20 protein-coding genes are annotated in these 25,521 nt (G+C 59.8%); 15 read left to right on the forward strand and 5 right to left on the reverse strand.

Going from position 1 to position 25,521, the window contains the following annotated elements; all coding sequences use genetic code 11:
• The first annotated feature begins 5 nt into the window (after positions 1–5).
• Genes AAEZ03_RS08605 through AAEZ03_RS08615 form a run of 3 tightly spaced genes read left to right on the forward strand, consistent with a single transcriptional unit; the run spans position 6 to position 3,322 of the window.
• Complete coding sequence (locus tag AAEZ03_RS08605; RefSeq protein WP_350577738.1) at positions 6–452, forward strand: acyl-CoA dehydrogenase; 447 nt, start codon at positions 6–8, stop codon at positions 450–452.
• 4 nt (positions 453–456) lie between these two features.
• Positions 457–1,857 carry an LLM class flavin-dependent oxidoreductase gene (locus AAEZ03_RS08610; protein ID WP_350577741.1) on the forward strand — a complete coding sequence of 467 codons (1,401 nt, stop codon included), beginning with the start codon at positions 457–459 and terminating at the stop codon, positions 1,855–1,857.
• Between the two features lie 28 nt (positions 1,858–1,885).
• Positions 1,886–3,322 (forward strand): FAD/NAD(P)-binding protein, encoded by a 1,437-nt coding sequence (locus AAEZ03_RS08615; RefSeq protein ID WP_350577744.1) that lies wholly within the window; start codon positions 1,886–1,888, stop codon positions 3,320–3,322.
• Between the two features lie 115 nt (positions 3,323–3,437).
• On the opposite strand, the gene mgrA is transcribed toward AAEZ03_RS08615, so the two are convergent.
• The 3 genes from mgrA to msuE all read right to left on the reverse strand — a co-directional run bounded on the left by mgrA (position 3,438) and on the right by msuE (position 6,332).
• Positions 3,438–4,475 carry an L-glyceraldehyde 3-phosphate reductase gene (gene mgrA / locus AAEZ03_RS08620; protein WP_350577747.1) on the reverse strand — a complete coding sequence of 346 codons (1,038 nt, stop codon included), beginning with the start codon at positions 4,473–4,475 and terminating at the stop codon, positions 3,438–3,440.
• A gap of 140 nt (positions 4,476–4,615) precedes the next feature.
• A complete protein-coding gene (gene ssuD / locus AAEZ03_RS08625; protein ID WP_123749442.1) occupies positions 4,616–5,758 on the reverse strand; it encodes an FMNH2-dependent alkanesulfonate monooxygenase in 1,143 nt (380 codons plus the stop codon).
• A 10-nt stretch (positions 5,759–5,768) separates the two neighbouring features.
• Positions 5,769–6,332, reverse strand: a complete 564-nt coding sequence (gene msuE, locus AAEZ03_RS08630; protein WP_048372627.1) for an FMN reductase — start codon at positions 6,330–6,332, stop codon at positions 5,769–5,771.
• Positions 6,333–6,738: 406 nt separating this feature from the next.
• On the opposite strand from msuE, the gene AAEZ03_RS08635 reads away from it, so the two are divergent.
• A complete protein-coding gene (locus AAEZ03_RS08635) occupies positions 6,739–7,839 on the forward strand; it encodes a polyamine ABC transporter substrate-binding protein (protein WP_048372629.1) in 1,101 nt (366 codons plus the stop codon).
• A gap of 72 nt (positions 7,840–7,911) precedes the next feature.
• Here the strand turns inward: AAEZ03_RS08635 and alr are convergent, their stop codons facing one another.
• Positions 7,912–9,144, reverse strand: a complete 1,233-nt coding sequence (gene alr, locus AAEZ03_RS08640) for an alanine racemase (protein ID WP_350577752.1) — start codon at positions 9,142–9,144, stop codon at positions 7,912–7,914.
• Positions 9,145–9,407: 263 nt separating this feature from the next.
• Between alr and AAEZ03_RS08645 the strand changes: the two genes are divergently transcribed.
• Positions 9,408–11,453 carry a M3 family metallopeptidase gene (locus AAEZ03_RS08645; RefSeq protein ID WP_350577754.1) on the forward strand — a complete coding sequence of 682 codons (2,046 nt, stop codon included), beginning with the start codon at positions 9,408–9,410 and terminating at the stop codon, positions 11,451–11,453.
• Positions 11,454–11,515: 62 nt separating this feature from the next.
• On the opposite strand, the gene AAEZ03_RS08650 is transcribed toward AAEZ03_RS08645, so the two are convergent.
• On the reverse strand, positions 11,516–12,886 hold the full coding sequence (locus AAEZ03_RS08650; RefSeq protein WP_350577757.1) for an aminotransferase-like domain-containing protein: 1,371 nt from the start codon (positions 12,884–12,886) through the stop codon (positions 11,516–11,518).
• 132 nt (positions 12,887–13,018) lie between these two features.
• On the opposite strand from AAEZ03_RS08650, the gene AAEZ03_RS08655 reads away from it, so the two are divergent.
• The 10 genes from AAEZ03_RS08655 (at position 13,019) to AAEZ03_RS08700 (ending at position 25,521) form a co-directional block, all read left to right on the forward strand.
• A complete protein-coding gene (locus AAEZ03_RS08655) occupies positions 13,019–14,305 on the forward strand; it encodes a hydroxymethylglutaryl-CoA reductase, degradative (RefSeq protein WP_123749438.1) in 1,287 nt (428 codons plus the stop codon).
• A gap of 126 nt (positions 14,306–14,431) precedes the next feature.
• Positions 14,432–14,896, forward strand: coding sequence for a hypothetical protein (locus AAEZ03_RS08660; protein WP_278938029.1), 465 nt, complete (start codon positions 14,432–14,434; stop codon positions 14,894–14,896).
• The gene (locus AAEZ03_RS08665; protein ID WP_048372638.1) at positions 14,893–16,281 is read left to right on the forward strand and encodes a tripartite tricarboxylate transporter permease; all 1,389 of its coding nucleotides are present in this window, start codon (positions 14,893–14,895) and stop codon (positions 16,279–16,281) included. Before AAEZ03_RS08660 ends, AAEZ03_RS08665 begins: the two co-directional genes overlap by 4 nt.
• A 68-nt stretch (positions 16,282–16,349) precedes the next feature.
• Complete coding sequence (locus AAEZ03_RS08670; RefSeq protein WP_048389469.1) at positions 16,350–17,300, forward strand: LysR family transcriptional regulator; 951 nt, start codon at positions 16,350–16,352, stop codon at positions 17,298–17,300.
• A 301-nt stretch (positions 17,301–17,601) separates the two neighbouring features.
• Positions 17,602–20,100 carry a TonB-dependent receptor plug domain-containing protein gene (locus AAEZ03_RS08675; RefSeq protein WP_350577760.1) on the forward strand — a complete coding sequence of 833 codons (2,499 nt, stop codon included), beginning with the start codon at positions 17,602–17,604 and terminating at the stop codon, positions 20,098–20,100.
• A gap of 95 nt (positions 20,101–20,195) precedes the next feature.
• Positions 20,196–21,656, forward strand: a complete 1,461-nt coding sequence (locus tag AAEZ03_RS08680; RefSeq protein WP_350577762.1) for an FAD-dependent oxidoreductase — start codon at positions 20,196–20,198, stop codon at positions 21,654–21,656.
• Positions 21,653–22,627 carry an ABC transporter permease gene (locus tag AAEZ03_RS08685; protein WP_350577764.1) on the forward strand — a complete coding sequence of 325 codons (975 nt, stop codon included), beginning with the start codon at positions 21,653–21,655 and terminating at the stop codon, positions 22,625–22,627. Before AAEZ03_RS08680 ends, AAEZ03_RS08685 begins: the two co-directional genes overlap by 4 nt.
• Positions 22,624–23,535: an ABC transporter permease gene (locus AAEZ03_RS08690; RefSeq protein WP_123749435.1), complete on the forward strand. Its 912-nt coding sequence runs from the start codon at positions 22,624–22,626 to the stop codon at positions 23,533–23,535. The genes AAEZ03_RS08685 and AAEZ03_RS08690 overlap by 4 nt, the downstream gene beginning before the upstream one ends.
• On the forward strand, positions 23,532–24,545 hold the full coding sequence (locus AAEZ03_RS08695; RefSeq protein WP_153332017.1) for an ABC transporter ATP-binding protein: 1,014 nt from the start codon (positions 23,532–23,534) through the stop codon (positions 24,543–24,545). The genes AAEZ03_RS08690 and AAEZ03_RS08695 overlap by 4 nt, the downstream gene beginning before the upstream one ends.
• Positions 24,535–25,521 (forward strand): ABC transporter ATP-binding protein, encoded by a 987-nt coding sequence (locus AAEZ03_RS08700; protein ID WP_350577769.1) that lies wholly within the window; start codon positions 24,535–24,537, stop codon positions 25,519–25,521. The genes AAEZ03_RS08695 and AAEZ03_RS08700 overlap by 11 nt, the downstream gene beginning before the upstream one ends.

Below are 25,521 nucleotides of genomic sequence, written 5' to 3' on the forward strand. Positions count from 1 at the left end.
TCACCATGAACAGCCCGGCAATCGCTTTGCCCAACCAGCTTGCTGCAGCGGCCGAAGACTTGCGTCTGGCCCGTCAAGGCCTGGAGCAGACCCTCACATTCGTTCGCGAACAGGCCCAGCCTTGGGCGCTCAGCGGCCTGAACAAGGCGGTGGACGATCCGTACATCATCGGCAAGTTTGGCGACCTGAACATTCGTCTCGACGTGGCCGAAGCCCTCTACCAGCGCGCGCAACACTTTGTTGGCCCGGCTGCCGAGACCCTGGTGGCGACGGCAGAAGCCGTGCTCGCCAGCGCCGAAGCATTGCAGGCGGTGGGCAACGTGCAGCAAGAACTCACTGGCAGCCGTTCGCCGTCGCCTTCTCTGGAAGGCCGCGAACCCTTGCGCTGGCAGGCCCAGATTATTGGTAACTACCGTTTGAACGGCGTCATACCGCCTCAGCTTCAGGAGTAAACAGATGTCCCGTGAAATTCGTCTCAACGCTTTCGACATGAACTGTGTGGGCCACCAGTCGCCCGGCCTGTGGGCGCACCCGCGTGATCGTTCGTGGCAATACAAGGACCTGGAATACTGGACCGATCTGGCAAAAATCCTCGAGCGCGGCAAGTTTGACGGCTTGTTTATCGCCGACGTGCTGGGCATTTACGATGTTTATCGCGGCAACGGCGAGGCGGCGATTCGTCAGGCGGCGCAAGTGCCGGTCAACGACCCGCTGCAACTGATTCCACCCATGGCGATGGTTACCGAGCACTTGGGTTTTGGCCTGACTGCGTCGTTGTCGTTTGAGCATCCGTACCCGTTCGCCCGTCGCCTGTCCACGCTTGATCACCTGACCAAGGGCCGTGCTGGCTGGAACATCGTGACCTCGTACCTGGAAAGTGGTGCCAAGAATCTCGGGCAAAAAACCCAGACGGCCCACGACTCGCGCTACGACTTCGCCGAGGAATACCTGGAGGTTTGCTACAAACTCTGGGAAGGCAGCTGGGAAGAGGGCGCGATCCTGCGTGACCGGGAGCGCCGGGTATTCAGTGACCCGAGCAAAATCCATGAGATCCAGCATGTCGGCGAGCACTTCCAGGTGCCCGGCATTCACCTCTGTGAGCCATCGCCGCAGCGTACGCCGGTGCTGTACCAGGCCGGCGCCTCCAGCCGTGGCAAGCAGTTTGCCGCTGAACATGCCGAGTGCGTGTTTGTGGCGTCGCCGTCCAAGGCCTTGTTGAAAAAGACCGTGGCTGATATTCGCCGTCGTGCTGCCGAGGCGGGCCGTGACCCGTCGAAAATCCTGATTTTCAACCTGCAAACGGTGATCGTCGCTGAGACCGACGCCAAGGCCAAAGCCAAGTTCGAAGAGTACAAAAGCTACGTCAGCTATGAAGGGGCAATGGCCTTGATTTCAGGCTGGACCGGTATCGACTTCAGCCAGTTCAAGCCTGACGAGCCGCTCAAACACGTGCACACCAACGCCATTCAATCGGCAGTGGAAACCTTCTCGACTGCCGATCCGAACACGATCTGGACGCCAAACGCACTGGCCGACTGGGTGGGTATCGGTGGTTTTGGCCCGTTGTTTGTCGGCGGCCCGGAAACCGTGGCCGACCTGCTTGAAGAATGGGTGGCCGAGACCGACGTCGACGGCTTCAACCTGGCTTACGCCGTGACCCACGAAACCTTTATCGACGCGGTGGAGTTGCTGGTACCTGAGTTGCAAAAGCGCGGGGTGTACAAAAAGGAATATGCGCCGGGTACATTGCGCGAGAAACTGTTAGGCGAAGGCCCGAAACTGGCGGATTGGCACCCCGGTGCCGGCTACCGTAACCTCGGCGAACTGAACCGGGCGCGTGAAAAAGAACGTGCGTGATGAGCTGTTTTCAAAAGAGAGAATACCCATGAGTGAGCCACAAGGCGGACAGGCAACGCCTGCCATCCGCGAGGCCGATGTGTTGATTGTTGGCGGTGGCCTGAGCGGCACCTTGCTGGCCATGCAATTGCTGCGTTTGCCGGGTGCCCGGAATATCGTACTGGTCGAGCCGCGGGTCGAACTGGGGCGGGGCGAGGCTTACAGTGCCACTGAACTGGGGCACACCCTGAACGGCAATGCGGCGCGCATGAGCATTGACCCGGACGATGCCGACGATTTGACGCGCTGGCTCAAAGCGCATATTGCAAGCGGTGGCTGGCCTGAGTCGGCGTTGCAGAATGTGCCGGTCGAGCACCTGTTCCCGCCACGCGGGCTGTTTGGCCAGTATGCCCAGCAGCGGCTGGCCGAAGCATTGGCCTGCGGTGCGGCGCAAGGGTCAAGCCTGACCCATGTGCGTGACGAAGCCATTGACCTGCAAACCGAGCAAAACCGGGTTCAGGTGACCCTCAAGGACGGGCGGCAGTTGCAGGCGGCGGTGGCCGTGTTGGCCACCGGCATGTTCCCGGCCGCGCGTACGGCGCAGCGCCAGTCCAGCGGCCTTAATGCGGCGGCACTGGACCCTTGGGATGTGCAGGCATTACGCGGTTTGCCGGTGGATGCACGGGTGCTGATCATTGGCTCCGGGCTGACCATGGTCGATGCCCTTGAGTCGTTGAATCGGGCTGGGCATCGCGGGCCCATCGAGGTGTTTTCACGGCACGGCCTGTTGCCGCACGTACGGCGTCAGCCACCGGCTTGGGAAGACTTTTTGACCCAAGACCCGGAGATTCGCAGCCCGTTGCAATTGCTCCGGGCGTTGCGTCGCCAGTGCGAACTGGCCGAGGCGGCGGGCATTGACTGGCAGGCGCCGCTGGACACCGTGCGCGTGCATATCGGTCGGTTGTGGAGCCAGGCCAGTGATGTTCAGCGTCGCCAGTTTGTGCGCCATGTGCGGCCGTGGTGGGAAAGCCATCACCACCGTTCGCCGCCACAGGGTAATGCCTTGTTGGAGCAACTGTTGGGGGAAGGGCGGTTGACCATCAATGCCGCGTCACTGCAGGGCGTGGAGATCAGCGCTGACGGACGTCCACGGGTTCGCCTGCGCTATCGTGGGCAGGCGCAGGTGCGAACGGTTGAAGGGGATGGCCTGATCAACTCCACCGGCATTGAATACGACTGGCGTCGGGTCGATAAAGCCTTGCCGCGTCAGTTGTTGGAGCGGGGTTTGATTCGTGCAGGCAACCTGGGCCTGGGTATTGCTGCTGATCCGTCGGGGGCTGTGCTCAATGCACAGTCGGAACCGGCGAAACGCCTGTTTGCCATGGGCCCGCCGTTGCGCGGCGAATGGTGGGAAAGCACCGCCGTGACCGATGTGGCCTTGCAGGCCAAGGCGTTGGCGGCGCGGTTGGCTGAACGCGGGTTGTAACGGCTTCACTCTTTTGGTGGGAGCGGGCTTGCTCGCGATAGGGCACACGCGGACGTCAATGACACCGCGTTGTCTGTATCGCGAGCAAGCCCGCTCCCACCGACATAAGAGTGGATTATTCAGCCGTTGACGGTTTTTCCCATAGGTTGATCCCGCCTTCCTGGGCAAAGCGGTCGATCTCGGCCAGTTCTTCTGCACTGAACGCCAGGTTCTGCAACGCACCGACGTTTTCGACAATTTGCTCGGGGCGGCTTGCGCCAATCAGTGCCGAGGTCACGCGCGGGTCACGCAGGGTCCAGGCCAGTGCCAGTTGGGCCAGGCTCTGACCACGGCGTTTGGCGATCTCGTTGAGCGCGCGTACATGGGCAATGTTGCTTTCAGACAAGTGCTTGCTCTGCAACGAACCACCACCCGGGCGATTGACCCGCGCATCAGCCGGAATGCCATTGAGGTACTTGTCCGTCAGCAAACCCTGCGCCAGCGGGGTGAAGGCAATCACTCCGGTGCCGAGTTCTTCGGTGGTGTCCAGGAGGTCTTTTTCTACCCAGCGATTCAACAGGTTGTACGCCGGTTGGTGGATCAGCAGCGGTACTTTCCACTCTTTGAGCAGCGCCGCGATTTCACGGGTTTTGACTCCGGAGTACGACGAAATACCGATGTACAGCGCCTTGCCTTGTTGTACGGCGGTGGCCAGGGCGCTGGCGGTTTCTTCCAGCGGGGTGTCCGGGTCGAAGCGGTGCGAGTAGAAAATATCGACGTAGTCCAGGCCCAGGCGCTGCAGGCTCTGGTCAAGGCTGGCGAGGACGTACTTGCGTGAGCCACCGCCCTGACCGTAAGGGCCGGGCCACATGTCCCAACCGGCTTTGCTGGAGATGATCAGCTCATCGCGATAGTGCTTGAAGTCTTCGCGCAGCAAGCGGCCAAAATTGATTTCGGCACTGCCATACGGCGGGCCGTAGTTGTTTGCGAGGTCAAAGTGGTTGATACCCAGGTCGAAGGCGGTGCCCAGCAAGGCGCGCTGGGTGTCGATGGGCGTGCTGTCGCCAAAGTTGTGCCACAGCCCCAGGGACAGGGCTGGCAGCACCAGCCCGCTACGGCCTACGCGGCGGTAAGGAATGGATTGGTAGCGGTTTTCGGCAGCGATGTAAGTCATCGAATAGTCTCTGTTCCAGTGTGTTGAAGACTATGCGTTCCGGTTGGCCGGACGCTTCAAGCCCAGGTATTGGCGCAGCCCCGGCGTGCAAGGTGCCGCAGGCTGCGAGCTTATGACCTTTTAAAAAAGCAGCCTACAGGTTATTTCGACTGCCCGGGAAGCACATCATTGGCGATCATTTCGCCAAAGGGCCCGGTCAGGTTGGTGATGCCGCGACCCGCCAGGCTGGCGTAAGGTTCTGGCAGCAGCGGGAACACCAGTTCAGCAAAGCGATAGGCTTCTTCCAGGTGCGGGTAGCCCGAGAAGATAAAGCTTTCGATGCCCAGGTCGGCGTATTCCTTGATGCGTTCAGCCACCTGTTGCGGGTTGCCCACCAGCGCGGTGCCGGCGCCGCCGCGAACCAGGCCGACGCCTGCCCACAGGTTGGGTGAAATCTCCAAATTGTCGCGGCGCCCGTCGTGCAGTGCGGCCATGCGCCGTTGGCCTTCGGAATCAAAGCGCGAGAAAGACTTTTGCGCGGCGGCTATGGTTTCGTCGCTGATGTGTTCGATCAGGGTGTCGGCGGCTTTCCAGGCTTGCTCCTCGGTTTCACGGACTATCACGTGCAGACGAATGCCAAAGCGTACGGTGCGGCCCAAACGTGCCGCGCGTTCACGCACATCGGCGATTTTCTCGGCCACGGCCGCAGGCGGTTCGCCCCAGGTCAGGTACACGTCAACCTGCTCGGCGGCCAGGTCATGAGCGGCGTCGGACGAACCGCCGAAATACAGCGGCGGATAAGGTTTTTGCACAGGCGGGTACAGCGCCTTGGCGTTCTGCACGTGTAAGTGCTTGCCTTCAAAGTCGACCGACTCGCCTTGCAGCACCCGGCGCCAGATTTTCAGAAACTCATCCGACACTTCGTAGCGTTCGCTGTGGCTGAGGAAGCTGCCATCACCGCGGTTTTCATCCGGGTCGCCGCCGGTCACCACGTTAATCAACAAGCGCCCGCCGGACAGCCGGTCCAGGGTGGCCGCCATGCGCGCCGACACGGTCGGCGAGATGATCCCCGGACGAATCGCCACCAGATAACGCAGGCGCTCGGTCAACGGTACCAATGCCGAGGCGATGACCCACGAGTCTTCGCAGGAGCGTCCGGTCGGGATCAAAACGCCGTAGTAGCCCAGGTCATCAGCCGCCTGGGCGACTTGTTTGAGGTAGTTGAGCGTGACCGGGCGAGCACCTTTGGTGGTGCCCAGAAAGTGGCCGTCACCGTGGGTGGGGAGGAACCAAAACACATTCATGAAGAAGTCCTTAAGCGATTTTCAGCAAAGGTGTGGCCGAGGCGCCAAACAGCGGCGCGGCACGTTCTGCAGCAAGGCGGATACGAGCCTGCAAGGGCTCGCTGATTATTTGATAATTGGCGAAATCAGACTCGGTGGCATACACGCCGATCGGCAGCGTCAACGCCTGGAAAAAGCTGAACAGCGGACGCAACTGGTGTTCGAGCACCAGCGCATGGCGGTCGCTGCCACCGGTGGCGGCCAGCAACACCGGGGTGTCGATCAGGCCGTTGATATCCACCAGATCGAACAGATGCTTGAGCAGGCCGGGGTAGGAGCCGCGATACACCGGGGTGGCAATGATCAGCAGGTCGGCGTTTTCAATCGCCTGGATCTCGGCATCGACCTCAGGGCTCAGTTCCTGGCGTGACAAGGCGCCGCCCAGTTGCCGGGCAATAGTGCCCAGCTCAATCAAGCGGCTTTCGATAGTGAGCCGGGTTTGCAGTTCATCGAGAATGGCCTTGGCCAACACCAGAGTGCGCGAAGGGCTGTACGCCCCACCCGAAACGACGACGACTTGCAGCGCGTTAGACATGTTCGAATCCTTGGCTAGTGTTCAGCAAACTGTGGACAGGTACTCCCTGTCAGCAATCTCCGTACCAACAGGCAAACCCCTTTAATTCGGGGGGTTGGCCGGAGGCGGGCAAGGCGGGCGCTGTTGGTTGAGTGGTTAAGTGCAGATTTGCTGTTTGATTTGCAACAGTTGCTGGATGAACACTTGGGCGATGCAAGAGGGTGATGGCGGACATAGATTCGGACACAAACAATGGCCGCAACGATCCCTTTTTGGCCTGCCTACCCCTGTGAACCGCTCCAGCGGTCGGCAAGAATCAAATCAACTTATAAGAGTTGTCTTCCTGACCCTTGCCCTTTTTGCGGGCTGCTGCCGTGTACAAAACATAACAACTATCGATCTCACGCCAAAGATGGGGAATACATTCATGAGCACGATCAAACGCTTACTGGGCGCCACGGTCTGTGGGTTGTCACTGTTGGCCAGCGCGGTGCAAGCCGATCAGCGCGAATTGCGGGTGTACAACTGGGCGGACTACATCTTGCCGTCAGTGCCCAAAGACTTTGCCAAGGACACCGGGATCAAAGTGACCTGGGACACCTTCGACACCAACGAATCGCTGGAAGCCAAGCTGCTGACCGGCAACTCGGGCTATGACCTGGTGGTGCCGTCCAACCAGTTCCTCGACACCCAGATCAAGGCCGGGGTGTTTCAGAAACTCGACAAATCCAAGCTGCCCAACTGGCAGCACCAAGACCCGCAATTGCTCAAGCTGCTGGAAACCAACGACCCCGGCAACCAGTACGCCGTGCCCTACATGGTTGGTACGGTGTTGATCGGCTTTAACCCGGCCAAGGTCAAGGCGGCTCTGGGCGATGACGCGCCGGTAGACAGCTGGGACCTAGTGTTTAAGCCCGAGAACATGGCCAAGCTGAAATCCTGTGGCGTCGCGATGCTGGATTCGCCGTCGGAGATCTTGCCGCTAGCCTTGCATTACCTGGGCCTGGACCCGAACAGCCAGAACCCGGCCGACTATGAAAAAGCCAAAGAGCTGATGCTGAAGATTCGCCCGTATGTCACCTACTTCAACTCGGCCAAATACATGACCGATATCGCCAACGGCGACATCTGCGTGGCCATTGGTTACTCAGGCAGTTTTTACCAGTTTGGCAATCGGGCCAAAGAAGCGAAGAACGGGGTGGTGGTGGACTGGCGTTTGCCAAAAGAGGGCGCACCGATCTGGTTTGACACCTTCGCTATCCCTAAAAGCGCCAAGAATGTCGAAGAAGCGCATGAATTCCTGAACACCTTGCTGGAGCCCAAGGTGATTGCGTCGATCAGTGACTTTTTGGGTTACCCGAACGCCAACAAAGACTCGCTGCCACTGATCAATAAAGACATCACCGGCAACCCGAACCTGACGCCGACGCCAGAAGCGTTGAAATCACTGTATGTGGTGCAACCACTGCCACAAAAGCTGGAGCGTGTACGGACCCGCACCTGGACCAGCATCAAATCGGATAAATAACCGCCCAAGCCCTGTAGGAGCGAGCTTGTCTCGCGATCTTTTGATTGTTTAAAAGATCGCGAGGCAAGTGTCTTACTCTTCGATCAAGACTTTAGGGTTGGAGTTGCCCCATACGGTGTACAGGTCAGCCAGCAATGCACCGTTGATGTCTTCAACTTCGCTCTGGCTGATCTCGGCGTCGCCCTGTTTGCCGAACAGCACCACTTCATCGCCACTTTTGACGTCCGGCGCATCGGTCACGTCAACCATCAAGGTGTTCATCGACACTTTGCCCACCACCGGCACGCGGTGGCCGTTGATCAGCACGATGCCCTTATTGGTGAACGCACGGCGATAGCCGTCGGAGTAACCGACCGTAATGTTCGCCAGCTTCGAATCACGCGCCAGGGTGTAGGTGCGGTCGTAGCCGACGGTATTGCCTTTCGGGTAGCTGTTGACCGAGGCTACGTGCGACTTGAACTGCATAACGCGCTTGTAGTCGGTGTGCGAAGGCACCGTGTCACCGAACAGCGCGCCGCCAGGGCGGACCATGTCCAGGTGCGATTCAGGCACTTCCAGGGTGGCAAACGAGTTGGCCGCATGCAGGGTGATTTTGCTGCGATCCAGCTTGGCCTCTTTGATCAGCCACTGTGCCTGTTCGTTGAACGCCTTCAGGCCCGCGCGCACGTCATCGGCGTCTTCCACGGCGAAGTGGGTCATGATCGCCCGTACTTGCAGGTTTGGTACCTTGGTGATGGCGACGGCATCGCTGCGGCCTTGAGCGGTGCTCATTTCTACACCGTTACGGCTCATGCCGCTGGAGTTCAAGCCCAGGTGCACTACCAGAGGACGGCCGAGTTTCTCGGCAATTTGCGCGGCTTTTGTAGCGAAATCGAGGTTGCCGACCAACTCTTCCATGTTGTACGGCAGCGCCGCTTCCAGCTCGCTCAGGGCAGCGGTGCGCACGCGAATCAATTGGCCTTTGTAACCGCTCTCGCGGACCACGCGGGCTTCTTCGTTGCTGGCAACGCCGACGCAAGGTACGCCGGTGGCGATGATCGAAGGCATCAACAAACCAATGCCGTGGCCGTAGGCATCGGCCTTGAGCACCGCACAGATTTTCGATTTGTCGCCGAGGGTGTTTTTCAGGACCTGAATATTGTGTTCGAACGCGGTTTTGTTGATTTCAACCCAGGCGTTGCTGTCTTGGGTGTTCACCTGCGCGACGCCATTGGCCATCGTCAAAGGCGGAGCGGCGAAGGTCGGGGTTTGCAGCAGTGTCATGCCCAGAGACAGGGCGAGCAGGGTGCGAGCAAAAGGGAGCATGCGAGTTTCCGTACTTTATTTTTAGGGGCGCGGAGTATAACGCTGGTGGTACTAAGTTATGTACGAAAACTAATGCCTCAAACTGCGTATTGCACAACCCGTCAATACCTTGAGGTGTTCTTGCCGTTAAATCATCGTGGGCGCCTGCCTTGAGGGGTGCGGACTCATCGGTTTTAAATCGTACCTGCAAAATATTTATGTAACCTCAGCACCGCGTACTTCACACGTAGATTGATTCTTCCGAAAATTTTCAGGAAGAAAGTATGTTCGAAAATAATCCGTTGCTGGCGTCCTATGACTTGCCACCCTTCTCAAGGGTTCGGGCCGAGCATTTAGTGCCGGCCATTGAAAAAATTATTGCTGACAGCCGAGTTGAGGTTGCCCGAATCATCGATAGCCAGAGGCTATATCCGACGTGGGATGACCTGGTATTGGCCATGGATGAAGTTAACGCACGGCTGGATGGCGCGGTGCATGTCATTAAAATTCTCAGCGGGGTGAACACTCAGCAAGCGTGGATTGAGGCGGCGAGTAGTTGCTTTGAGCAAATAACTGCCTACAAGGAGCTAATGGGACAGAACCTTGAGCTGTATGAGCTTTATCTAACACTGTCCAAGAGTAAGGTAGCGGCATTGTTTGATAAACCGCGTAAAGCAGTGCTGAGCAAAATCTTGCGTGAATATCGCTTGTCTGGCATTCGGCTCACAACGGAGCAGCAACAGCGTCTGCGTGAGTTGAACCGTCATATCAGTCAGCAGGAGAATGAGTTCAGATCACGCCTGCAGCAAGCTAACACTGCCTGGACCAAACACATCGACGATGAGTCGCTGCTGGTGGGACTGCCTGAGGAGACAAAGCTGCGTATGGCGAACGCGGCGCAGCAGAAAAGCCTGCAAGGCTGGCTGGTCAACCTGGGAAATGATCAGTTTCGTGAGGTCATGCTCTACGCAAGCCACCGGCCTCTGCGCGAGGACGTGTGGGTGGCCTACCACTCTCGTGCCTCAAATCAGGGACAACCTGATGACCCATTGAATAATGATGATGTGCTGAGATTGCTGCTGGGATATCGCCATGAAAAAGCCAGGTTGCTTGGGTTTGACAACTTTTCCCAATTATCCCTTGAAGAACAGATCGTGGAATCCACTGATCAGGTTTTGGCTTTTTTAAGAAAAGAGCTGGAAGAGCAGCGACATACTTTTACGCTTGAGACACAACAACTTCAGGGCCTCGCTGTGCGAGAGGGCATTACGCGGTTGGAGCCTTGGGATTATGAGTATTTGGCCGAGAAGGTACGCCAAGCCAAAGGAGGCTCACAGGAAGAACTGCGTCAATACTTTCCGCTGGATACGGTCATCAGCCGTTTGTGCGATTTCACCTTGCGGTTGTTTGGTGTCGAACTGTTCGAACGTTCAGATTTTGATAGTTGGCATGCAGATGTGCGTCTGTTCGAAGTCAGAGAGCATCAGGAACCCATCGGTTATTTGTTTGTTGACCCTTATCGACGTGAATTGGGCGGGCCATTGGGAGAGACTCTCTCACTGCGCAACCGCCGAATCACCGCGGAAGGTCGCCCCCGTTTACCGATTGCTGTGCTGCGTAGCAAGTTCACAGCCGGTAAGGGTGATAAGCCCTGCCTGCTAGATCACCAACAATTACGCGTTTTGCTGCATGAATTTGGTCATTGTTTGCAGCAACTCTTGACCGGTGAAGAGTATCGGGAAATATCCGGAATTACGGCGCTTGGATATGGCTCGGCTGAGTTTGTCAGTCAGGTTTTTGAGCAATGGTGTTTTTCCGAACAGTTCCTGATCTGGATATCGAGCCACTACCAGAGCGCAGAGTCGATTCCTGCCAGCCTGGTGACTCGATTGATTGCTTCTGTCAAAACGCAAACCAGTTGGGCAACGGCAGGCTTAATGCTGATCATGCTGTTTGATTTTGAGGTCCATCGTACTTATGGCGATGGGCGCAGCACTAAGGAAGTGTTTGACAGCTTGAACGCTGAAATCGGCCACTTGCAGTGGCCGCACAATGTGCGTCCGGTCAACAGTGGTGATTTTATTGCTTCGAATTACGGCGCGAGAACTTACTCATATAAATGGTCAAGCGTCTTTGCTACCAAGACCTTCGAACAGTTTGTCCGTAAAGGGGTATTCGACCCTACTACCGGGCGGGCCTTCCGTGAAGCGTTCATTACACGCAGCGGGTCGCGCTTATTAGCCAAGTCGCTCGAAGTATTTGTGCACCCACCCAATACTGGCAGGCCATTATCTTTCCCCTCGGCCCCAACGCTAACCGACCCGCTCTAACACATTAGCAATGGCACAGAGCCCTGCGCGCTGCTGGTTGAGCAGCTAAGTGTCACTGCCCGTCAGCCTCTAAACACGGCTTTAAGCAGCGGGTCGTTCAAATACGCCACGTTGAGCCGGGTCCAGGGGTTGGTGCGCGATTGTTCGGGAGAAAAGATATGCCCCGGCGCGATCATGAAACCCTTGGGCTGCAACTGGCGGGTCAGGTCTTTGGCGTCGTCGATGTGGGTAAAGCGTGCCCACAGGTACAGGCTTTGGTGCGGGCGGCAAAACACCTCGGCGCCGATCTCATCGAGTATCGCCAGTCCGGCTGTTGTGGCGGCTTGCAGGCGTTCTTGCAGGCGAATCAAATGGCGCAGGAAATGCCCCTCGGTGAGGATCACGTCCATGGTTCGCTCACACAGCTCCGAAGAGCTGGTGTGCAACAACATTTTCAAGTCCCCCAGCTCATCAATCACGTCCTTGCTGCCGGCGATAAAGCCGACCCGCAGCGCCGCAGACACCGATTTGGAAAAACTGCCCACGTACAGTGAGCGTTGCAGTTGATCGAGCGCAGACACCTTTATGACAGATGCCGGTTTAAAGTCGGCCAGGGCATCGTCGTCAACCAGAATGAAGTTGTGCTGCTGCGCGAGTTGCACCAACCGATGGGCCTTGCCCGGCGAGATATCCGAGCCGGTCGGGTTGTGGCCCACCGACTGGATAAAAAACAGTTTTGGTTTGTGGCTGCGCAGGTGCTGCTCCAGCACCTGCAGGTCCGGGCCATCAGCCAGGCGCGGTACGCAGAGCATGTGGGCGCCTTGCAGTTGCAGCTTGCCAAACAGCGGGTAATAGCCGGGGTCTTCAACCAGCACCGTATCGCCGTGGGCAATGAAACGCCGGATGATCAGGTCCAGCGCATGGTTGGCGCCGTGAGTGGTGACGATCTGGCGGGGGCTGGCGGTGATCGAATAGCTGGCCAGTTTTTGCGCCAGATGTTGACGCAGGCTGGCATTGCCCAGGCGGTTGCCGTAGCGAAACAGCGTGTTGACCTCAGTGCGCATGATCTGGCGGGTGAACTTGTCCAGGCGCATGTCCATCAGCCATTCCACCGGCGGGAAGCCTTCGCCGAGCGGCGAATGCCCCGGCTCACGGACGAACTGCTGGCGCATCAACCAGATGGTGTCCATCGCTCGCGCATAGGGCTGCGGTTCGTCCGGTTCGCTGTGGTTGGGGCTGCCCTGACGGACAAAAAAGCCCTGGCCATGGCGCGGTTCGACCAGCCCTTGGGACGCCAGGGCCTCATAGGCATTAATCACGGTATTTTTCGAATGGCCGAACAGGCGCATGCATTCACGCAACGACGGCAGGCGGTCGCCCACCCGGTATGTGCCATTGCCGATCTGTTCGACCAGTGACGCGGTCAGTTGCTGAGCGAGTGTCAGACGCACCATGGTTGGCCATCCTGCTGTTTTTTGGCGAGGGTACAGCTTGGGTACTGTTTGTGCGAACTGTACCTTTTATGCGGGCACAGGGCGCTTTAGGGTGGCGCTCAAAGACAACAATAATGACCACAGGATTGAACCATGAGTATTGATTCGCGCCTTCCCAAGTTTCGTAGCCTGGCGCCCGCCGAGCGTTTGCAGCATCTGCAAGCGTTGCTCGACCTGCCCGCTGATGACGTCGCGCTGTTGCGTGAGCCGGGTGCACTGGCGCTGGAGCGGGCTGACGGCATGATCGAGAACGTGATCGGCACCTTCGAGTTGCCCTATGCCGTCGCAAGCAACTTCCAGATCAATGGCCGCGATGTGATCGTGCCCATGGTGGTCGAGGAGCCTTCGGTGGTGGCGGCGGCGTCCTTTATGGCCAAGCTGGCGCGGGAGGCGGGCGGGTTCCAGACCTCCAGTTCGTTGCCGTTGATGCGCGCGCAGGTGCAGATCGTTGATGTCGCTGACCCGTTCAATGCGCGCTTGAGCCTGTTGCGGCGCAAGGACGAAATCATCGAGCTGGCGAACCGCAAAGACCAACTCCTCAACTCGCTGGGTGGTGGCTGCCGGGACATTGAAGTCCACACCTTTGCGCAAAGCCCGCGTGGGCCGATGCTGGTCGCGCATTTGATCGTCGATGTGCGTGATGCCATGGGCGCCAACACGGTCAACACCATGGCCGAGGCGGTCGCGCCGCTGATCGAAGAAATCACCGGGGCCAAGGTGCGCCTGCGCATCCTTTCCAATCTGGCTGACTTGCGTCTGGCCCGTGCGCAGATCCGCATCGCCCCCGAGTTGCTCACCACGCCTGCATTCAAGGGCGAGGAGGTGATCGAAGGCATTCTCGACGCTTACAACTTTGCCGTGATTGACCCGTACCGCGCCGCCACCCACAACAAGGGCATCATGAACGGCATAGACCCGTTGATTGTCGCCACCGGCAATGATTGGCGGGCGGTGGAGGCGGGCGCACATGCTTACGCCTGTCGCAATGGCCATTACGGCTCGCTGACCACCTGGGAGAAAGACGGCCAGGGCAATCTGGTGGGCACCCTGGAAATGCCGATGCCGGTCGGGCTGGTGGGCGGTGCCACCAAAACTCACCCTCTGGCGCAATTGTCGCTGCGCATTTTGCGTGTCGAGAGTGCTCAGGAACTGGCGGAAATTGCCGTCGCGGTCGGGCTGGCACAAAATCTCGGCGCGCTGCGGGCGTTGTCGACCGAAGGCATTCAGCGCGGGCACATGGCCTTGCATGCGCGCAACATTGCGCTGACGGCAGGTGCCAAGGGTGAAGAGCTCGACTGGCTGGTCAAACAGATGGTCGAAGCCCACGATGTGCGCGCGGATCATGCGGCGGCACTGCTCAAGCAAAAACGCGGGCTGTGATGACCCCCCTTCATCTGTAGGAGCGAGCTTGCTCGCGAGCCTTTAAAAGATCGCGAGCAAGCTCGCTCTTACAGGTATGGGCATCTCTCTTCACCTCCATAACAATAAAAGCAGTGGGAGAATCCTTTGAAACCTGAACTCTATGAAGTCTGGGGTGACACGGTTGATGTGCGCCATCTTGTGTACGCCATTGTGATTGGCGCCATCGTCAGCCTCAGCGCATTTTTTATCGCACAGCACTTTTTGCTTGAGTGGGTGGCCTCCGCGCAGATGGCCCGGGCCTACGCGATGCTGGTGGGCATTGTGGGTTGTCTGGTGGGCGGGGCAATCAGTGCGAGCCTGTTCAAACCCAAGCGCCATGTGGTCGAGCACGAGGCAGACCCGGCCTGGCGCAGCCAGATCCTGAAGGATCTGCAAAACGAGTTTGGTGACCTTGGGCGTCTGGCTGATTTGCCCCCCGAAACCATCGCCGAGCTCAAGGAGATGGACCTGTACGAGCTGTTCGTGGACTACGAAAAGGGCTTGCACACCGCCGGGAATGACCCGGCCCCAGCGGTCGATGGCCTGGCTGCCAATGGAGCCCGCTCATGATCGTTTCATTGTTCGATCAAGTGCTGATCGCCCTGGGCATGGGCATTCTGGGGGCGGTGATTTTTGCTGCCATCGGGCTGATTTCAGGCAGCGATGAAACCACCACCCTGGCACCGCTGACTTTGCTGGTGGTGCTGCTGGGCGTGCCTGCACCGGGGGTGTTGACCTTCTTTCTGGCCGGTGCGGTGGCCAAGCATATGACCCACGCTGTGCCCACGGCGCTGCTGGGGATTCCCGGTGACACCATGGCCACGCCGTTGATGCGCGAGGCCAACTTTTTGCGCAACCTCGGGGTGCCGCACATTGCCTTGCGCAAGATGATTTCCGGGGCGGTGATTGCTGCGCTGATCGCCGTGCCCATGGCGGTTCTGTTTGCGGTCATGCTGGCGCCGTTTGGCGACACCATCAAGCGTTCGGCGCCGTGGATTTTCCTGGCGGCAGCGATTGCCATTGCGTGGTTTTCGAAAGGGCGATTGGCGGCGGTACTGGCCTTGATCCCCTTTGTGCTGATCATTCTCGGCCTGCAAACCCTCACCGGCCAATACGGGGTCAAGCTCACCGTCAGTTACTTTCTGGGGATCGCCATCGGGCCGTTGATTGCAGCCCTGTTCGCGATGATGGCCCCGGCCGAGCGCGAAAACATGCGTCGCAGTGAAGTGCGCACGTTTTCACTGTCGCCGGATGTAAAAAGCGGCGGTGGCTTCTTTCCCAACCCGCTCAAGGTATTGGACCGCAAACAAAGCCTGTGGACCGGCATCACCGCTGTAATCTCCAGCGCCACCTTCGTGTTCAGCCCGGTGGCCATGACCGTGATCATGGGTGAACTGGTCGGCTCGCGGGTCAAGCATGTTTACCATCGCCTGACGACCGTGATTACCGCGCGCAATGGCGTGACCGAGTCCACTTACATTGCCGAAGCGCTGATTCCGCTGATTGCCTTTGGCTTGCCACTGAGCCCGGTGGCGGCGGGCCCGGCAGCGCCTTTGTTCAACGCGCCGCCGCGCTTTAGCGTGGACTCGGCCTCGGGCGAGGTGCACAACCTGCACTCGTTGCTCAGCACCTGGGAGTTTCTCGGCTATGGCATGTTGGCAGTGGTGGTGGCCTTGTTGATCGCCTATCCCTTCACCATGAACTACGCGTATCGCGCGGCGTCGTACGTGTCGCGCAAAATCAGCCACGAAGCGGTAATCGCGACGTTTGTCGGGCTGATTCTGGTGATCGGGATCTGGGAGGGCGGTTTGCTCGGCTTGCTGGTGATTGTCACCGTTGGCCTGCTGGGCGGTTTTCTCTCGCGCTTTCTGGGCTTCAACATCGGCGTGCAGTTCATGGGGTATTACACCGCGGTGCTGACCGTACCGGCCCTGGTTGCGCTGTTGGCGGGCTGAGTGACCTGCCCCGAACCGGCGGTGCTGTGTACACTGCATCGCCTCAGGTCATGTCAAAGGAGATCCCGGTGGATCTACGCCAGTTGGAAGCGTTTGCTGCGGTCATGTCGGCGGGCAGTGTCACGGGGGCAGGGCAGATGCTCGGGCGCTCGCAGCCTACCGTGACCCGGCTGATACAGGAGTTGGAGCAGGAACTGGGATTTGCCCTGTTCGAACGCAGCGGGCCGAAAGTCACCCCGACGCAAAAGGCGTTCATGCTCTCGGCCGAGGTCGAGAATGCCCTGCAAGGGGTGCGTCACGTACAGCAGCGGGCACTGAACATTGCCCGTGATGAAAACCTCAGTTTGCGTCTGGTGGCCACCCCGGCCCTGGCCTCGGGCCTGTTGCCGCCTGCGCTGGCGCAGTTGCCGCCGGGGCTGCAGCCGCAACAACTGCAAATCCAGAGCCTCAGCGCGCAAGAAGCGGTGCAGGCGGTATTGGCCAAAACCGTGGATCTGGGGGTGGTCAGCTTGCCGCTGGAACATCGCGGCCTTGAGTTGCACTGGATTGGCGAAGCCGCCTGCGTGGCGGTGCTGGCGGCCGACTCGCCGCTGGCGGCAGAGCCGGTGCTGAGCATGCAAACCCTGGCACAACAGACCTTGATCAGCATCTCCAACCCGTTCCGCTTCCGCCGACGCATCAACCGCGCGTTCGAAGCCGCCGGGGTTGAGCCGCAGCACATTCTTGACACCAACACCTCGCTGACCGCCATGCAAATGGCCCGCGTGGGGCTGGGCGTGGCGCTGGCCGACCCGTTTACGGCCTTTGGCGTACCATTGAACGGGGTAGTGGTGCGACCGATTGAAAGCAACGTCCCGTTCTTTTTTGGCTTGATCTCGGCCTACGCCACACCGTTATCAGAAGTGGCCAAGGCGTTGGTCGAAACCCTCAAAACCTCATCCCAGGCCTTGCTGCCGGGGATGATCGTGCACCCGGCCAGCAGCCATGATGCATTGATGCAAAGTATCTACGCCGGTTAAACCCTTCCCGTGTAGGAGCGAGCTTGCCTCGCGATCTTTTGACCTTCTAAAAGATCGCGAGGCAAGCTCGCTTCTACAGTTTTTATTCCATACGGAAATATCCATATCCTTTTTTGCCAGTTGATGGAATAACCGCTGCTCCTTAGTATTCATTTACTGCATTCAATGCGCTAATGAATCATGAAAATGAATTGAAGGCTGCCAACACAGACCTTCAGCTTCGCGGGCATCCAGCCGACCTCGGCAAATCGCCGCAAGACGTGTTTTAACTTTTTTTGGCGATTTATCGGGGAGTTTGCATATGCAATCCGGCGCTTCATCGGCTTCACTTTTTACCCCGGCAGCCCTCGCGCTGACGGGCCTGTGCCTGGTCAGCGGACCGGTAGCGGCACAAGAAGATGACGACAAGGCTCACGCTAAAACGGAGCCGGTCATGCAAACTGTGGTTTCGGTCGGTAACCGCGGTACTCAGCGCACGGTGGCTGAAAGTGCCGTGCCGATCGATGTGATCAGCGGCCAGGAACTGCTCAAGCAAGGTGCGAGTACCAGTTTGCGCGATGCCCTGGCGCAAACCCTACCTTCGTTCAACGTGGCCAAGGTGACCGGCGGCGCCTACAGCAACGTGGCCCGTTCGGCCGGTTTGCGCGGTCTGGGTGGCGGCTATGTGCTGGTGCTGGTCAATGGCAAGCGTCGCCATGGCGGTTCGGTTGCCTCGGAAAACTCGGTGCTGTCCGAAGGCTGGAACCCGGCCGATCTGGACCTGATCCCCATCAGCGCCATCGACCGCGTGGAAGTGCTGCGCGACGGTGCGGCAGCACAATATGGTTCGGATGCCATCGCGGGGGTGATCAATATCATCCTCAAGTCCAACAGCAGCGGCGGCAGCGCCAGCACCATGGCCGGGCGTCGTTCGCATTATCACAGCGGGGTGGGCTCCAACGGTGAGACCTATCAGCAGACCTTCGATATCGGTTTGCCGCTGCCCAATGACGGCTTTTTCAACTTCGCCCTGGATGCCAAAAAGCAGGACAGCACCAAGCGTTCAGGGGTGGCCACCGGCAGTTTTTACTACCCGGTGAACGGCCAGCCTGACCCGCGTGAAAACACTATCGACAAGCGCACCTATGGCGGTGGCCTGCCGGAGATCAAGCAGCTCAACGTGTCGTACAACGCCGAGTTGCCGCTTAACGATTCGATCTCGCTGTACTCCTTCAGCACGGTCGGCCAGCAAGATGCGCTGGTGTCGATCGCTTACCGTCGACCCAACGGCAACACCATCATCAACGAGCTCTACCCGGATGGCGTGGCTCCGGATTTCACTTTTGACAGCTTTGACTACCAGAGCGTGTTCGGTGCCCGTGGCGATGACTTGGCGGGCTGGGGCTGGGACTTGAGCACCTCATACGGCTCGAACCGGCAGAAGCAAAGCACCAAAAACAACCTCAACCCGTCGTTGGGCCCGGACAGCCCGCGCCACTTCGACCTGCAGACCAACACGTTCACCCAGTGGACGACCAACCTGGACCTCAACCGCAAGCTGGACATCGGCACGCGCAACCCGCTGAACTTTGCCACCGGCCTTGAATACCGTTTCGAGCAGTACCGCACAGAGTCCGGGGACGCCGATTCTTATGCCAACGGCGGTTACCGTTACCCGCAAGGCCACCCGCGGGCGGGCCAGTTGTCGGCCATCGGTGCGCTGGGCAACTACCTGCTGCTGCCCGAGGATGAAGTCAATCTGCGTCGCAGCAACTCGGCCGCTTATGTCGACCTGGGGCTGGATGTGACGGACAAGTGGTTTGTCGGCGCCGCCGGGCGGTTTGAGCATTACACCGACAGCTCGGGCAATACCTGGACCGGCAAGCTGTCGACCCGTTATGCCTTTACCCCGGAGCTGGCTGCGCGAGGCGCCATCAGCACCGGTTTTGTTGCGCCGTCGATGGTGCAACAGGGCTACGCCAAGACCGGTTTGGGCCGTCGCACCGTGAGCAACGAAACCCAGGACATCATGATCAAACGTGTGCAACCCAACTCGGCGATTGGCCGGGCGCTGGGCGCTGAAGACCTGGATCCGGTGAAGTCTGAAAGCATCTCGGCGGGCCTGACCTGGAGCCCGGTGCAGAACCTCAACATCGCATTGGATGCTTACCTGATTGACCTGCAAGACCGTATTGCACTGATCAGCCCGCTGTCGGGCCCGGCAGTCGACAAGATCCTCGCGGCCAATGGTTTCTCCCATGTGCAGCAGGTGCAGTACTACGCCAACGCCTTTGATACCCGCACCAAGGGCCTGGATCTGGTGGCCGACTACACCCAGCACCTGGACCGTTACGGGCGCTTGCGCTGGAACCTGGGGGCGAACTGGAACAAAGCCACCATTACCGACCTCAAGGCCAATCCCGGCCAGTTGCAAAGCCTCGGCCTGTCGCGTTTTGAGCGCACGGAGCTGGGCGGTGTGACCGACCTGGTGCCCAAGAGCAAGTACATCGTCGGCGTCAACTGGCAAGTCAGCGACTGGGACATTGGCCTGCGCAGCACCCGTTACGGCAAGGTCAAGCGCTTGGGCAGCGGCACCAGCGGCATTGACGAAACCTTCAGCGCCAAGTGGATCACCGATGTCGACGTGAACTACGCCCTGACCGACAACATCACCGTGTCTGTGGGGGCCGACAACGTGTTCAACGTGTATCCGGACAAGCACCAGATCATTGATGTCTCCGGTGGCTCGTACTACTCGTCGATCTCACCGTTTGGCTCTTACGGGGCGTTTTACTACGGCCGTCTGAACATCGATTTTTAAACCCGGGGCCAACACCTGGCCCGCTCTTCGCAGGATCTGCCGCAGTCTGCGGCAGATCCTGCGAAGCGTTCATGACTTTAATAGAGATACCGACAATGCCCCACACCACAGCTCCCATTGGCCTGCCAGCCCTCGAAGCGCGCCTGCGCGAGGATTTGCAGTGGCTCGATTTACCGGCTCAGCCGTGGGTCAAACCTCGTCATCAAGAAGGCCAGTTGCTGCTTGAAGTGGCCGTGATTGGCGGAGGGATGGCCGGGTTGGCGCTGGCAACCGAGTTGCGCCATCTGGGGGTGAAGGCGGTGGTGTTCGACCAGTCCGAAGAAGGCTTTGAAGGGCCGTGGGCGACCACTGCACGCATGCAGACCCTGCGCTCGCCCAAGCAATTGAGCGGCCCGGCGTTGGGTTTGCCGGCCTTGACCTTTAGGGCCTGGTTCGAAGCCCAGTTCGGCCTGGCCGCGTGGGAGCAACTGGACAAGATTCCGCGCCTGCAATGGGCTGAGTATTTGCGCTGGTATCGACACGTGCTGCGCCTGGATGTGCGTAACCGCCACCGCGTGACGCGGGTGCAACCAAAGGCGGACGGTCGCGTCGAACTGAGTATTGATGCCGACAGGCAAGCCCTTAACGTTTCGGCCCGGCACGTGGTGCTGGCCACCGGTCGCGATGGTTTGGGCGGGCCCTGGGTACCAGCAGTGGCTGACGCGCTGCCCCGCGAATACTGGGCGCACTCGGCTGACGGTTTGCAGGACCACTGGTTTGTCGGCAAGCGCGTGGCGGTGATCGGCGGCGGCGCCTCGGCCATGGACGCTGCCGGCACGGCGCTGGAGGCGGGCGCCCGGTCGGTGGACGTGCTGGTCCGGCGCAAGGATTTACCCCGCATCAACAAGGGCAAAGGTGCCGGCAGCCCGGGCATGACCCACGGTTACTGGCGCCTGCCGGATGACTGGAAATGGAGCATCCGCCACTACCTCAACCTGCAACAAGTGCCGCCGCCGCAGGGCAGTACGTTGCGCGTGTCGCGGCACGCCAACGCGCGGTTCTTGCTGGGCAGCCCGGTTGAGTCGGTGGCGGTGCAAGCCGATGGCAGCCTGTTGTTGCAGACGCCGACCGCCCATTTGCACTACGACTTTCTGGTGTTTGCCACCGGCTTTCGCAGCAACTGGGCCTTGCGCCCGGAGTTTTCGCCGTTTGCCCCGCACATCAAACTGTGGAGCGATCGTTACAGCGCACCGGCCGGGCAAGAAGATCTTGAGCTGTCGCAGTTGCCCGACTTGGGGCCGTTATTCGAATTTCTCGAACGTGTGCCTGGCTCCTGCCCGGGGCTGGACCGCGTGCATTGCTTCAGTTACCCGGCAGCGCTGACTTACGGCGGTGTGTCCGGCGATATTCCGGCCATCAGCGAAGGCGCCAAACGCATGGCTCAAGGGTTGGCCGGGCAATTGTTCAACGACGATATCGAGCTGCATTTCGAGGCGATGCAAGCCTATGCCGAGCCTGAATTGAAGGGCGATGAATGGCAGCCGGGCATCCTGCGCGCCGAGGAGTTGCGCACATGACCGGATGGTTGTTGCGGCGGCTGGGGCAAGCCTTGCTGGTGATGCTGCTGATGACCCTGATTGTGTTCGTCGGGCTCAATGCCATCGGCAACCCGGTGGACATTCTTATCGGTGAAGACCTCAATCAGGCCGAGCGCTTGCAGGCGATTGCCCGGCTGGGCCTGGATCAGCCGCTGTGGCAGCAGTACCTGAATTTTCTCAGCGGGATTGTGCACGGGCATCTGGGCAAGAGTTATGTCTATCACGAAGACGCCCTGCAACTGATTGTGCAGCGCCTGCCCGCGACCTTCGAACTGGCGTTTAGCGCCTTGTTGATGGCCATCGTCATCGGCGTGCCGCTGGGGCTGTTTGCCGGGTTGTACCCGGACAGCAAGGCGGCGCGGCTGATGATGGCGGGCAGCATTATCGGGTTTTCGCTGCCGGCTTTCTGGGTCGCCTTGATGCTGATTCTGCTGTTCTCGGTGCACCTGGGCTGGTTGCCCGCCAGCGGCCGTGGCGAGACGCGGGAATTGTTTGGCATTCAGTGGTCATGGCTGACCCTCAATGGCTGGCAGCACTTGTTGCTGCCCGCGTTGAATCTGGCGCTGTTCAAAGTCTCGCTGGTGCTGCGCCTGACTCGCGCCGGGGTGCGTGAAATCCTCCCCCAGGACTTCGTCAAATTCGCCCGGGCCAAAGGCTTGTCGCCCAGGCGGGTGATTGTGATGCACGTGCTGCGCAATACCTTGATCCCGCTGGTCACCGTGCTGGGGCTTGAGTTGGGCTCGACCATCGCCTATGCGGTGGTCACCGAAACCATCTTTGCCTGGCCCGGAGCCGGCAAGCTGATTCTGGACAGCATCAACAACCTCGACCGGCCGGTGGTGGTGGCGTACCTGCTGGTCGTGGTGGTGATTTCTGTGAGCCTCAATCTGCTGGTGGATGTGTTGTATCGCGTGTTGGACCCGCGTGTCCGTCTGGAAGGTGCGCAATGACCGCCCTGCAAAACCCGCCGCGCGTGTTGCGCGTCGAATCGTTGTGGCAACGCGGTGCGCTGGATTTTATCCGCTCGCCTTTGGCGATGATTGGCCTGCTGATTTTGCTGTCGATCACCCTGGCCGCGCTATTTGCACCCTGGATCACCCCGCAAAACCCCTATGACCTGATGCAATTGGACGTTCTCGATGCGCGCTTGGCGCCCGGAGCGCACAGCGCCGAGGGGGCTTACACCTATTGGCTGGGCACGGACGGGCAGGGCCGTGATCTGTATTCGGCGATTGTTTATGGCTTGCGCATCAGCTTGCTGGTGGGCGTGGGTTCGGCCTTGATCGCGGCCGTGATCGGGACGTTGCTGGGGCTGATTTCGGCGTATGCAGGTGGTTGGGTTGACGCGTTAGTGATGCGTCTGGTGGACCTGCTGCTGTCGTTTCCGGGGATTCTCATGGCGCTGATGATCCTCGCCTGGCTGGGCAAGGGCGTGGGCAACGTGATGCTGACCCTGGTGCTGCTGGAGTGGGCCTATTACGCCCGCACGGCACGGGGCCAGGCGCTGGTCGAGAGCCGCCGCGAATACGTCGAGGCTGCACGCGGGCAGGGCATCAGCCGCTGGCGGATTCTGGTGGGGCACATTCTGCCCAACTGCCTGCCGCCGCTGATTGTGATCGGCGCCTTGCAGATCGCCCGCGCCATCACCCTGGAAGCGACCTTGTCGTTTCTCGGCCTCGGTGTGCCGATCACCGAGCCGTCGCTGGGCCTGCTGATTGCCAACGGCTTTCAATTCATGCTCGGCGACGAGTACTGGATCAGCGTGTTCCCCGGCCTTGCGCTGCTGTTGACCATCGTTGCGATCAATCTGGTGGGCGACCGTCTGCGTGATGTACTCAACCCGAGGCTGCAACGATGAATGCATTCCAGCAAGACGTTCGGCCTGCGACCCTTGAAGTGCGCAACCTGTCGACCTCTTTCCATACCCGTGACGGCGTGCTGCCTGCCGTGCGCGAGGTGTCCTTGCGCTTGCAGCCGGGGCAGATTCTGGGGCTGGTGGGCGAGTCGGGCTCGGGCAAGTCGGTGACCGGTTTTTCAATCCTCGGACTGGTGGATGCACCGGGGCGAATCAGCGGTGGAGAGATTATCTTTCAGGGCCGCGACCTGACCCGGTTATCAGCCAAAGAGCTGCGCCATTTGCAGGGCAATCGGATCGCCATGATTTTTCAAGACCCGATGATGACCCTCAACCCGGTGCTGCGCATCGATGCACAAATGATCGAAGCAGTGCGTGCGCACAGCCCGATGAGCCGTCGCGAGGCGCGCCAGCACGCCTGTGACACCTTGGCGTCGATGGGTATCGCTAGCCCGGAAGAGCGCCTGCGCGCCTACCCGCATCAGTTGTCTGGCGGCATGCGCCAGCGGGTCGCTATTGCGATTGCCTTGCTGCACCGCCCGGACTTGATCATCGCCGACGAGCCGACCACCGCACTGGATGTGACGATTCAGGCGCAGATTTTGGGCGAGGTGCAGAAGCTGGTACGCGAGCAGGGCACGTCACTGATCTGGATCACCCATGACCTGTCGGTGGTGGCCGGGCTGGCCGATCAAGTGGCGGTGATGTACGCCGGACGCATTGTCGAGCAGGGCAGCGTCGATGCGGTGCTCGACCGTCCGCTGCATCCGTACACCCAAGGCCTGATCGACAGCCTGCCAAGCCGCAATCAGCGCGGGCAACGCCTGCGGCAGATACCCGGCATGGCCCCCAATCTGCTGTCGATGCCCGCCGGTTGCGCCTTTGCCCAGCGTTGCAGCCGGGCCAGCAGCGCGTGCAGTGAATTGCCGCCCGCCGTTGAAATTGAACCGGGGCGCAGCCTGCGCTGCTTTCATCCCGCCGTCTATGAAGCTGGAGCTGCCCATGGCCAATGAATCCGTGCCTTTGATCGAACTTCGTCAGGTCAGCAAGCAATTTGGTCAGGCCCCTGGTGGCCTGCTGCAACGCTTGGGCTTGAGCCAGCCACGGCCCTTGACCCGCGCCGTGGATAACGTCGACCTGCGCATCGCCCGTGGCGAAGTGGTGGGACTGGTGGGTGAGTCCGGCTGCGGCAAGTCGACCTTGGGGCGCATGGTCGCGGGCCTGCTGCCAGCGTCCAGCGGCAGCGTCAATGTCGAGGGGCAACCCTATGAGTCCTTGAGCACAGGTGCGCGGCTCAAGGTGCAAATGATCTTTCAGGACCCTTACGCCAGCCTCAATCCACGCTTGCGGGTTGACCGCATTGTCGGTGAGGGCGCCTTGCGCCAGGGCTTGACCAGTAGCCGCGATTTTGACGACTACGTCAGTGCGCAACTGCGCCGTGCCGGGTTAAGTCCGGAGCTGCGTCAGCGCTATCCGCATCAGTTCAGTGGCGGCCAGCGCCAGCGCATCGGCATTGCCCGGGCCCTGGCGGTGCAGCCCGAGTTGCTGGTGTGCGATGAGTCGGTGGCGGCGCTGGACGTGTCGATTCAGGCGCAGATCCTCAACCTGTTTATGGACCTGCGCGAGCAACTGGGCCTGACGTACCTGTTTATCAGCCATGACTTGGGCGTGGTCGAGCACCTGTGTGACCGAGTGGTGGTGATGTACCTGGGGCGAGTGGTGGAATCGGCCACGGTGGATGAGTTGTTCAGCCGCGCCAACCACCCGTACACCCAGGCATTGCTGGCGCAGATCCCGCGTTTCGAGCTGCGCCGCAGCCAGTACCAGGCCATTCGCGGCGAAATGCCCAGCCCGCTGAATCCGCCGTCCGGTTGCCACTTTCACCCGCGCTGCCCTCACGCCAGCCAACGTTGCCGCGAACAGGCGCCGACGCTGCGTGAAGTGTCGCCGGGGCACCTCAGCGCCTGCCATCTCAACCTTGTTTCTTGA

The organism is Pseudomonas sp. HY2-MNA-CIBAN-0224 (assembly GCF_040310285.1).
GTDB classification, from domain to species: domain Bacteria; phylum Pseudomonadota; class Gammaproteobacteria; order Pseudomonadales; family Pseudomonadaceae; genus Aquipseudomonas; species Aquipseudomonas helleri.

Excerpts from the sequence above, each read along its gene's own strand:
- AAEZ03_RS08615 (WP_350577744.1), top strand. The coding sequence starts at position 1,886 with ATGAGTGAGCCACAAGGCGGACAGGCAACGCCTGCCATCCGCGAGGCC.
- AAEZ03_RS08605 (WP_350577738.1), top strand. The coding sequence starts at position 6 with ATGAACAGCCCGGCAATCGCTTTGCCCAACCAGCTTGCTGCAGCGGCC.
- AAEZ03_RS08690 (WP_123749435.1), top strand. The coding sequence starts at position 22,624 with ATGACCGCCCTGCAAAACCCGCCGCGCGTGTTGCGCGTCGAATCGTTG.
- AAEZ03_RS08650 (WP_350577757.1), bottom strand. The coding sequence starts at position 12,886 with ATGGTGCGTCTGACACTCGCTCAGCAACTGACCGCGTCACTGGTCGAA.
- AAEZ03_RS08655 (WP_123749438.1), top strand. The coding sequence starts at position 13,019 with ATGAGTATTGATTCGCGCCTTCCCAAGTTTCGTAGCCTGGCGCCCGCC.
- mgrA (WP_350577747.1), bottom strand. The coding sequence starts at position 4,475 with ATGACTTACATCGCTGCCGAAAACCGCTACCAATCCATTCCTTACCGC.
- ssuD (WP_123749442.1), bottom strand. The coding sequence starts at position 5,758 with ATGAATGTGTTTTGGTTCCTCCCCACCCACGGTGACGGCCACTTTCTG.
- AAEZ03_RS08635 (WP_048372629.1), top strand. The coding sequence starts at position 6,739 with ATGAGCACGATCAAACGCTTACTGGGCGCCACGGTCTGTGGGTTGTCA.
- AAEZ03_RS08610 (WP_350577741.1), top strand. The coding sequence starts at position 457 with ATGTCCCGTGAAATTCGTCTCAACGCTTTCGACATGAACTGTGTGGGC.
- msuE (WP_048372627.1), bottom strand. The coding sequence starts at position 6,332 with ATGTCTAACGCGCTGCAAGTCGTCGTCGTTTCGGGTGGGGCGTACAGC.
- AAEZ03_RS08675 (WP_350577760.1), top strand. The coding sequence starts at position 17,602 with ATGCAATCCGGCGCTTCATCGGCTTCACTTTTTACCCCGGCAGCCCTC.
- AAEZ03_RS08665 (WP_048372638.1), top strand. The coding sequence starts at position 14,893 with ATGATCGTTTCATTGTTCGATCAAGTGCTGATCGCCCTGGGCATGGGC.
- AAEZ03_RS08685 (WP_350577764.1), top strand. The coding sequence starts at position 21,653 with ATGACCGGATGGTTGTTGCGGCGGCTGGGGCAAGCCTTGCTGGTGATG.
- AAEZ03_RS08645 (WP_350577754.1), top strand. The coding sequence starts at position 9,408 with ATGTTCGAAAATAATCCGTTGCTGGCGTCCTATGACTTGCCACCCTTC.
- alr (WP_350577752.1), bottom strand. The coding sequence starts at position 9,144 with ATGCTCCCTTTTGCTCGCACCCTGCTCGCCCTGTCTCTGGGCATGACA.
- AAEZ03_RS08700 (WP_350577769.1), top strand. The coding sequence starts at position 24,535 with ATGGCCAATGAATCCGTGCCTTTGATCGAACTTCGTCAGGTCAGCAAG.
- AAEZ03_RS08680 (WP_350577762.1), top strand. The coding sequence starts at position 20,196 with ATGCCCCACACCACAGCTCCCATTGGCCTGCCAGCCCTCGAAGCGCGC.
- AAEZ03_RS08695 (WP_153332017.1), top strand. The coding sequence starts at position 23,532 with ATGAATGCATTCCAGCAAGACGTTCGGCCTGCGACCCTTGAAGTGCGC.